Annotated in this window: 10 protein-coding genes; 3 read left to right on the top strand and 7 right to left on the bottom strand. The window is 72.2% G+C overall.

The window, feature by feature from the left end:
- The 5 genes from HMPREF0731_RS25015 to rfaD all read right to left on the bottom strand — a co-directional run.
- Positions 1–928: hypothetical protein (locus HMPREF0731_RS25015; RefSeq protein ID WP_007003091.1), on the bottom strand; the 928-nt coding region annotated here is incomplete at its 3' end.
- Positions 929–1,002: 74 nt separating this feature from the next.
- Positions 1,003–1,779, bottom strand: coding sequence for a peptidoglycan editing factor PgeF (gene pgeF / locus HMPREF0731_RS05655; RefSeq protein ID WP_007003090.1), 777 nt, complete (start codon positions 1,777–1,779; stop codon positions 1,003–1,005).
- A complete protein-coding gene (locus HMPREF0731_RS05650) occupies positions 1,776–2,750 on the bottom strand; it encodes a class I SAM-dependent methyltransferase (protein ID WP_245538247.1) in 975 nt (324 codons plus the stop codon). The genes pgeF and HMPREF0731_RS05650 overlap by 4 nt, the downstream gene beginning before the upstream one ends.
- A gap of 118 nt (positions 2,751–2,868) precedes the next feature.
- On the bottom strand, positions 2,869–3,666 hold the full coding sequence (gene lgt / locus HMPREF0731_RS05645) for a prolipoprotein diacylglyceryl transferase (RefSeq protein WP_007003088.1): 798 nt from the start codon (positions 3,664–3,666) through the stop codon (positions 2,869–2,871).
- Positions 3,667–3,678: 12 nt separating this feature from the next.
- Entirely contained in the window at positions 3,679–4,671 is a 993-nt protein-coding gene (gene rfaD / locus HMPREF0731_RS05640; protein WP_007003087.1) for an ADP-glyceromanno-heptose 6-epimerase, read from the bottom strand.
- Between the two features lie 117 nt (positions 4,672–4,788).
- On the opposite strand from rfaD, the gene HMPREF0731_RS05635 reads away from it, so the two are divergent.
- Positions 4,789–5,115, top strand: a complete 327-nt coding sequence (locus HMPREF0731_RS05635; protein WP_007003086.1) for an accessory factor UbiK family protein — start codon at positions 4,789–4,791, stop codon at positions 5,113–5,115.
- A gap of 90 nt (positions 5,116–5,205) precedes the next feature.
- Here HMPREF0731_RS05635 and HMPREF0731_RS24085 read toward each other — a convergent pair whose 3' ends face one another.
- Together HMPREF0731_RS24085 and purB are read right to left on the bottom strand one after the other, a co-directional pair.
- On the bottom strand, positions 5,206–5,550 hold the full coding sequence (locus tag HMPREF0731_RS24085) for a hypothetical protein (protein ID WP_040611953.1): 345 nt from the start codon (positions 5,548–5,550) through the stop codon (positions 5,206–5,208).
- Between the two features lie 137 nt (positions 5,551–5,687).
- Positions 5,688–7,025, bottom strand: a complete 1,338-nt coding sequence (purB, locus tag HMPREF0731_RS05625; RefSeq protein WP_007003084.1) for an adenylosuccinate lyase — start codon at positions 7,023–7,025, stop codon at positions 5,688–5,690.
- 213 nt (positions 7,026–7,238) lie between these two features.
- Here purB and HMPREF0731_RS05620 point away from each other — a divergent pair, with 213 nt between their 5' ends.
- Both HMPREF0731_RS05620 and HMPREF0731_RS05615 read left to right on the top strand, forming a co-directional pair.
- A complete protein-coding gene (locus tag HMPREF0731_RS05620) occupies positions 7,239–7,886 on the top strand; it encodes a TerC family protein (protein ID WP_007003083.1) in 648 nt (215 codons plus the stop codon).
- A gap of 249 nt (positions 7,887–8,135) precedes the next feature.
- A complete protein-coding gene (locus HMPREF0731_RS05615) occupies positions 8,136–8,765 on the top strand; it encodes a YjbE family putative metal transport protein (protein ID WP_007003082.1) in 630 nt (209 codons plus the stop codon).
- The last annotated feature ends 74 nt before the right edge of the window (positions 8,766–8,839 follow it).

The raw sequence follows: 8,839 nt of genomic DNA, 5'->3' as shown, positions 1-8,839 counted from the left end.
CCTGCGGCGCCTCCGCCCGCGGCAGGGTCGGCGGCGGCTCGCCGGGGGCGGCCTCGGGCGGCTGCACGGCGTTGCGGATCACCTCCTGCACGCCATTCGCCGCCTGCTCCGCCGCCACATAGGCGACATCGCCCCACAGCCCGTTCAGCGTGCCGCGCGGCACCTCGTTGATCTGCACCACCCGGCCCAGCTCGAACCCGTCGCGGCGGGTGACGATCCATTGCAGCTCGATGCGCTGGGTGTTGTTCGGCTGGCTCACCGCCTCCACCACCCCCTGCACCGCGTAGGTGGCGCCCTCCGCCTGGTCCTGCGGCAGGTAGCCCAGGCGGTTCAGATGGTCGCGCATCCGCTCGTTCAGGCTGCGGTTGCCATCGCCCGGCGCGCCCTTCACCCCGGCCAGCCGGATGCGCAGCGGCCCCTGCCCGGCCAGGGCGCGCGGGTCGCTCGCCTTGCGCGCGGCCTCGACCTGCTCCAGCAGCCGGGCCACCGCCGGCGCGTCGCGCTGGGCGACCTCCTTGAACAGCGCCTCGTCCTCCTGGCCCCAGCCGCGCAGCGGCACGGCGCGGCCCTCGGCCTCGCCCAGCACGCCGCCATCGGCATCCAGCAGGGCATAGCGCGGCAGCACGCTGTCGCCGCGCCGCTCGGCGGTCACCCGCAGCGGCCAGTCGAGCGGCCAGGGGGCGGGCAGCGCCACCGCCGGCACCTCCGCCACCCGCAGCGACTCGGCCAGGCTGTTGGCGAAGCGCTCCGCCCCCGCATCGGTCAGCAGGGCCTGGGCGGGAAAGGCGACGGCGATGCGGTAGGCCGGGGGCTGGGCCAGGCGCCGGGCCTCGCCGCCCGGATTGCCCCAGAAGGGATAGACGCTGCCGCAGGCGGAGAGCGCCAGCAGCAGCAGGGCCGGCAGCAGCCGGCGCGCCAGGTCAGACAAGGGCAAAACAGGAGGCCAGCAAGGTCAGCATCATCAGCACGATCAGGATCACCATATAGGGCATGGCCCGGTCCTCAGGGTGAGGCAGGCAGGGCGATGGCGGAAAGCTGGTGCCCGATCGGCCCTTCGCCATTCACGGTGCGGCGACGATGGCTGAAGAAGCGCGAAGGATCGGTGAACGTGTCCATCGGCAGCACGCCGACGCGCCCCGCCCCCGCCGCCTTCAGCCGCGCCGCGCAATAGCCCGGCAGGTCGAACTGCCAATGCCCCTCGCGCTTGCCCTCGCGGAAGAAGCGGGCATCGGCCGCGTCGCGCGCCAGCACCGCGTCGCGCAGATCGGCGCCGACCTCGTAGGAATCCTGGCGGATGCAGGGGCCGACCACGGCGGCGATGCCGGCGCGGGTCGCGCCCAGCGCCTCCATCGCCTCCAGCGTCGCCTCCAGCACCCCGGCCACCGCGCCGCGCCAGCCGGCATGGGCCGCGCCCACCACCCCCGCGGCCTCGTCGGCGAACAGCACCGGCGCGCAATCGGCGGTGACGATGCCGAGCGGCAGGCCCGGCTGGCGGGTCACCAGCGCATCGGCCTGTGGCCGCGCCGTGTGCGGCACCGGTTCGGTCAGCATCGCGACGGCGGCGCCATGCACCTGGTGCGCGCCGGACAAAGCCGCCTCCGGCAGCCCCAGCGCCCGCATCGCCCGCGCCCGGTTGGTGGCGACCGATTGCGGCTCGTCCTGGCTGGAGAGCGAGCAGTTCAGCGCGGCGAACCCGCCGCGCGAAACCCCGCCCCGGCGGGTGAAGAAGCCATGCGGCAGGGTGATCAGCGGCGCGGCGGAAAGATATTCGGCGGTCATGCGGTCTCGAACCCCGGCAGGATGGGCAGGGCAGGGTGGCAAAGCGCCAGCGCCTTGAACAGCCGCCCCATCCCCTCGGGCGCGATCAGGCGCTGCGCGGCGGAAAGCTGCATCCCGGCACTGGCCGGCCGGGCGCGCGCCAGCATCGCCGCGCGCGTCACCAGCCCCAGCGATTGCAGGAAGATGCCCTGCGGCACCGGCCCCTGCGCGGCGGCGCCGGCGGCCATGCCGGCCTCGGCCACCGCCTGGAAATCGACATGGGCGGTGATGTCGGCCGCACCCGGCGTGCCCAGCGGATCGGCCGCGCCATGCGCGCTGAGCGCCTGCAGCGAATCGCCCAACCCGCTGCGCGCCGGGCCGTAATCGACGAACAGCGCCGCGCCGCCCTGCGCCGCCAGCCTGGCGCCGAGCTGCGCGGCGATCGCGCGGGCGGGCTCGCACACCTCCTGGATGGCGCCCTCCGGCGCCTCCGCGGGCAAGGGCGGGGCATCGGCGGCGGGCAGCAGGACGAAATTGCCGTCCTCGACATGCCGCTCCAGCCAGGCGCCGCCCCGGCGCTCGAACTGGCGGATCGGCAGCGCATCCAGGAACTCATTCGCCAGCACCAGCGCCGGGCCTGGGGGGAGATCCTCCACCCGGTCATGCCAGGCGGGGTCCGCGCCGGCCAGAAGCTCGGCCTGCCGGGCCCGCAGCGCCGGGCTCTGCTCCACCAGATGCAGCCGCAGCGCGGCGCGGAAATCGGGCACCACCTGGGCAATCGCCCGCAGCGCATCGGCCATCAGCGTGCCACGGCCGGGGCCCAACTCCACCAGCAGCACCGGGGCAGGCCTGCCCATCGCCTGCCAGGCGATCGCGGCCCACAACCCCAGGCACTCGCCAAAGGCCTGGCTGATCTCGGGGGCGGTGATGAAATCACCCCGCGCGCCGAACGGGTCGCGGCCGGCGTAATAGGCCGCGGCGGCGCGGGCCATGAAACGGTCCAGGCGCTCGGGCATCAGCAGCAAAGGCCGGGGGAATGAATTCCCCCGGACCCCCTTCTTTTTTCTGCCAGGGCCGGCCGCCGCTGGCGGCCGGCGGAAGGGTCACCCCTCATGCGGGGCGGGGGCGGGACAGCGCCATCAGCGCCACGCCCACCAGCACCATCGGGATCGACAGCAGCTGACCCATCGTCGCACCACCCCACAGGAAGCCCAGCTGCGCATCCGGCTGGCGGAACATCTCGCCGATCATGCGCGCCACGCCATAGCCGGCCAGGAAGGCGCCCGCGATGAAGCCCTCGCGCTCGCGGATGCGCGGAATGCGCACCAGCACCTGCAGCAGGAGGAACAGGCACAGCCCCTCCAGCGCCGCCTGGTAGATCTGGCTGGGGTGGCGCGGCTCCGGCCCGCCATGCGGGAACACCATCGCCCAGGGCACGTCGGTCACCCGGCCCCACAGCTCGCCATTGATGAAATTGGCCAGCCGCCCGAAGAACAGCCCGACCGGCACCACCGCCGTCAACCGGTCGCCGAAGCGCAGGATCGACAGCCCCTGGCGGCGGCAGAACAGGATCACCGCCAGGATCACCCCCGCCGCGCCGCCATGGAAGGACATGCCGCCCTTCCAGACATACAGCGCCTCCCACGGTGCGCTGAGATAATGGTCGGGCTGGTAGAACAGCACATAGCCGAGCCGCCCGCCCAGGATCACGCCCAGCACCGCCCAGGTGACGAAATCATCCACCTGCTCGGCACTGGCGGCCACCGGCGGCAGCGCCGCCAGCCGCCGCATCAGCCGCCACCCGATCAGGATGCCGGCGATATAGGCCAGCGCGTACCAGCGGATGGCGAAGGGCCCGATCTCGACCAGCACCGGGTCGATCGCCGGGAAGGGGATGGCGAACAGCATGCGGCAAGGGCCTCAGCGATAGGGGTCGGGCTGGGTCAGGAAATCCTGCACATAGCGGCGGACCCCATCCTCCAGGCTGGTGGCGCTGCCGGTGAAGCCGGCGGCGCGCAGCCGCTCCATCCGCGCCTGGGTGAAATACTGGTACTTGCCGACCAGATCGGCCGGCATCTCGACAAAGGCGATCTCCGGCGCCTTGCCCAGCGCCGCGTACAGCGCCCGCGTCAGGTCGAGGAAGCTGCGCGCCGTGCCGGTGCCCACATTGAACAGCCCGCTGACCTGCGGATTGTCCAGCAGCCACAGCATGATCTCGACGCAGTCATCGACATGCACGAAGTCGCGCAGCTGCTCGCCATCGGCGATGCCCTCGCGGTCCGACTTGAACAGGGTGGCCGGCGCGCCGGTCAGGATCTGGCGGAACTTGTGCAGCACCACGCTGCTCATGCGGCCCTTGTGGTGCTCGTTCGGCCCGTAGACGTTGAAGAATTTCAGCCCCGCCCATTGCGGCGGCGCCGCCTGGCCGCGCGCCAGCAGATCGGCGATGCGCCGGTCCGTCGCGTGCTTGGACCAGCCATAGAGGTTCAGCGGCCGCAGCTTGGCCAGCGCCTCGGGGCTGGCATCGTCGTCGAACCCCTCCGCCCCGTCGCCATAGGTCGCGGCCGAGGAGGCATAGACCAGCCGCACCCCATGCCTGGCGCACCAGTCGAACAGCGCCAGGGTGAGGGAGAGGTTGCTCTCCGCCACCAGATCGCCATCGCGCACCGTGGTGTCGCTGATGGCGCCCAGATGCAGGATGGCCTCCGGCTTCGGCTGCGTCTCCAGCCAGGCCCAGAGCTTCTCCGGCGGCAGGATGCCGGCGATGCCGTGATGCGCCAGGTTGCGCCATTTCTCCCGCCCCGGGTCGCCGGCCCGCAGCCGGTCGCACACCATCACCTCGACACCGCGCGCGCACAGCGCCGCGACGAGGTTGGAGCCGATGAAACCGGCGCCGCCAGTGACCAGATACATGCGTGAGACCTTCCGCGGGCATCGCGGGCGGGAGGGATGGTCGCCCGCCGGGCCGGCCGGGTATAGGCGGCTGGCGCGGCGGCGGGCAAGTTGCGCCGCTTTTGGAGGGTAGAGCAGATGGATACCGGGTCCGAGGGCGGCAACAACCGCCGTGGCCGCTTCTTCGACGATCTGGCCGGCATGGCCGGCGGTGCCTTCTCGGTGATGGCCGGGCTGCGCGCCGAGGTCGAGGCGATGGCCAAGTCGCAGGTCGAGACGATGGTGCAGAAGCTGGAGCTGGTGCGCCGCGAGGATCTCGACGCCGCGCTCGAGGTCGCCCGCCGCGCCCGCGAGGAGAGCACGGCGCTCGCCACCCGCGTCGCCGCGCTGGAGGCGAAGCTGGCCGAGGCCGAGGCGCAGCAGGACAAGGCCGCCGAGGAGGACCGCCCCGGCAAGCCGGTCTGAGGACGCGGCCCCGCCCGGCCCCGCAGGCCGGGCGGCGGCGTCCCTGAAACGCGACGCCCCCCGGCCCGAGGGCCGGAGGGCGCTGCTGCGTCAGTAGCGGTAATAGCCCGGCGGCGGGCGGTAATAGACCGGCGGCGGTGGCCGGTAGTAGCGCGGCGGCGGCGGCCGGTAATAGGCGCGCGGCGGCGGGTGGTAGTAGTGCCGGCGCGGCGGCGGCCCATAATAATGGCGCGGCGGCGGGCGGTGGTAATGCCGGCGGCGCCAGTGGTCATGGACCAGCAGCGGCTCGGCCGCATCGGCCTGGGCACCCTCGGGCGGCACGCCCTGAATGGCCGGGACCACCCGCGCCATGGCGGGGGCGGGGGAGGCCGCCAGGCCCAGCATCAGGCCCGTGGCGGCGATCCCGAGCACGGCAAGCTTGCGGAAGCCGGGCATGGTTCGGTTCCTCCTCGACATGGCCAGAAGGTGGCCAATGCGTAAGGCGGAACCGTGGCAAGGGCCGGGCGGCTTCATGGCCGCCCGTCACGGCTGCGTGTGCCCCGGGGCGGCCTGGGCGGCCCCGGGGCGGCGTGTCAGGCGGCGCCGAAGACGCGGGCGAACACCGTCTCGACATGGCGGAAATCGCGCTGCGGGTCGATCGCCGCGTCCAGCCCGGCGGCGTCCAGCTTGCCGGCCACCTCCTCATCGGCCAGCAGATTGTCGCGGAAGGTCCGCGCATCCGGCTTGCCGAGCCTGGTCCAGGTGGCCATGGCGGCGCGCTGCACGGCGCGATAGGCGCCCTCGCGCGACAGACCCGCCTGGGTCAGCGCCAGCAGCACCTTCTGGCTGTGCACCACCCCGCCCAGGCTCTCCAGATTCTCGGTCATCCGCTCCGGATAGACGGTGAGCTTCTCCATCATCCCGGCGGCGCGCATCAGCGCGAAATCGAGGGCGATGGTGGCGTCCGGGCCGATCACCCGCTCCACCGAGGAATGGCTGATGTCGCGCTCATGCCACAGCGCCACATTCTCCAGCGCCGGCATGGCATAGCCGCGCACCAGCCGGGCCAGGCCGGTCAGGTTCTCGCTCAGCACCGGGTTGCGCTTGTGCGGCATGGCGGAGGACCCCTTCTGGCCGGGGTGGAAATACTCCTCCGCCTCCCGCACCTCGGAGCGCTGCAGGTGCCGCACCTCGGTCGCCAGCCGCTCGACGGCGGAGGCAACGACGGCGAGCGCGCAGAAATAGGCGGCGTGCCGGTCGCGCGGGATCACCTGGGTGGAGACCGGCTCCACCGCCAGGCCGAGCCTGGAGGCCACGAATTCCTCCACCCGCGGGTCGACGCTGGCAAAGGTGCCGACCGGGCCGGAGATGGCGCAGGTGGCGACCTCGGCGCGGGCGGCGACCAGCCGCGCGCGGCAGCGGGCGAATTCGGCGTAATGCCCGGCCAGCTTCAGGCCGAAGGTGGTGGGCTCGGCATGGATGCCGTGGCTGCGGCCGATGGTCGGCGTGTACTTATGCTCCAGCGCGCGCGTCCGCAGCGCCGCCAGCAGCCGGTCGAGGTCGGCGATCAGCAGGTCGGCGGCGCGCACCATCTGCACCGAGAGGCAGGTGTCCAGCACGTCGGAGCTGGTCATGCCCTGGTGCATGAAGCGGGCCTCGGGGCCGATGCCCTCGCCCAGCCAGGTCAGGAAGGCGATGACGTCGTGCCGCGTCTCGCGCTCGATCTCGTCGATGCGGTCGAGATCGGCCTGGGAGATGCCGGCGGCGCGCGCCTCGCCCTTCTCGCGGATCACCGCCGCGGCCTCGGCCGGGATGGTGCCGAGCTGCCCCATCGCCTCGGCCGCCAGCGCCTCGATCTCGAACCAGATGCGGAAGCGCGCCTCGGGCGACCAGATCGCGGCCATTTCGGGGCGGGTGTAGCGCGGCACCATGGCGCGTCTCTCCAGGCTTGGGGGTGCGGGCGGCGGGGGTGCCGGCCACGCGGGGAAGGATGGTCGGGTCGGCGCCCGCAATGGCGGGCGGACCCCGCCGCGTCAACCGGGCGCAGATGGCAAAAGAGTCATGTTCCCGACAGGAGTGTTGTGCAAGCCCCGGCACCCCTCTATGCGCCGGGGTCTCGCGACCGGGATAGGGAAGACGGGTCCATGGATTTTTCGGCTCTGATGCCGGAGCTGATCGCGCTGGGGCAGGTCCTGCTGATCGACCTGGTGCTGGCCGGCGACAATGCCATCGTCGTCGGCATGGCCGCCGCCGGCCTGCCGCCGGAGCAGCGCCGCAAGGCGATCTTCTGGGGCATCGCCGCGGCGACGATCATGCGCATCGGCTTCGCCGCCATCACCACGCAGCTGCTCGCCATCGTCGGCCTGACCTTCGCCGGCGGCGTGCTGCTGCTGTGGGTCTGCTACAAGATGTTCCGCGAGCTGCAGCGCGGCCACCAGCCCGAGGTGACCGAGGCCGAGCTGGAGCAGGCGGCCGAGGCGCCCGGCAACCGCAAGACGCTGCGCGGCGCCATCATCCAGATCCTGGTGGCCGACGTGTCGATGAGCCTCGACAACGTGCTGGCCGTCGCCGGCGCGGCCAAGGAGCATCTCTGGGTGCTGGTCGTCGGCCTTGGCATCTCGGTGGTGCTGATGGGCGTCGCCGCCACCTTCATCGCCAAGCTGCTGGAGAAGCATCGCTGGATCGCCTGGGTCGGCCTGCTGGTCATCCTCTATGTGGCGGTCGAGATGATCTGGCATGGCGGTGGCGAGATCCTGCCCTATGTCGGGCTGGGCGGCGCCGCGCCGCGCTGAGCCGGCCGGGCGAGCCCGGCGCGAATCCGGGCCGATCGCAGCGGGCCGCCCCCTTCGGGGCGGCCTTTTGCGTCTGGGGCGCCGTCATCGGGCGCCGCAACTGATGAAAAATTCGTAATTATCGTTACCGGTTCCAAATTGCCTCGCCTGTCCCGCCCGGCTTGACGCTGCGTCCCGCCGCCCCGAGCCTGCCGCATCCCGTCGGCCGTGCCGGGCGGCGCGGCGGGTCCTCACGGGGACCGGATTCCTATGGAAGAGCTGACCGGCATGATCGGGCCGCTGGCCGAGATCATCTGGCTGAACGTCATTTTGTCGGGCGACAACGCGGTGGTGATCGGCCTCGCCGCCGCCGGCCTGCCGCCCCAGCAGCGCGCGCGCGCCGTGCTGTTCGGCGTCATCGCCGCGGCGGTGCTGCGCATCGTCTTCTCGATCTTCGCGACGCTGCTGCTGGCGCTGTGGTGGGTCGATCTGGTGGGTGGCCTGGCGCTGCTCTACATCGCCTGGAGCTTCCTGCGCGAGCTGCGCCATGGCGGCGGGGACGCCGCCGAGGCCAGCGAGGCCGCGCAGGAGAAGAGCCTGCTGCAGGCGCTGTGGCAGATCATCCTGGCCGATGTGTCGATGAGCCTGGACAATGTCCTGGCGGTGGCCGGGGTGGCGCGCGCCAACCTGACGCTGCTGGTGGTGGGCCTCGGCATTTCCATCGTCATGATGGGCCTGGCGGGCGGGCTGCTGGCGAAGCTGCTGGATCGCTTCAGGATCATCGCCTATGTGGGCGTGGCGCTGATTGCCTATATCGGCTTGGAATTGCTGTGGGAGGGCCTGATCATGGCGAACACGACATTGCAGCTCGGCCTGGGGCTGCCGGAGGCGGCGCATTGAGGGGGGGCGGGATCGGCCTGTGGCTGGCCCTCGGCGCCGGCGGCCTGCTGGCCGCCTGCGCGCAGGATCCGGCG

The organism is Pseudoroseomonas cervicalis ATCC 49957, assembly GCF_000164635.1.
GTDB lineage: Bacteria > Pseudomonadota > Alphaproteobacteria > Acetobacterales > Acetobacteraceae > Pseudoroseomonas > Pseudoroseomonas cervicalis.
The sequence above is the reverse complement of the archived record's forward strand: the minus strand, read 5'-3'. Positions and strand labels throughout refer to the sequence as shown.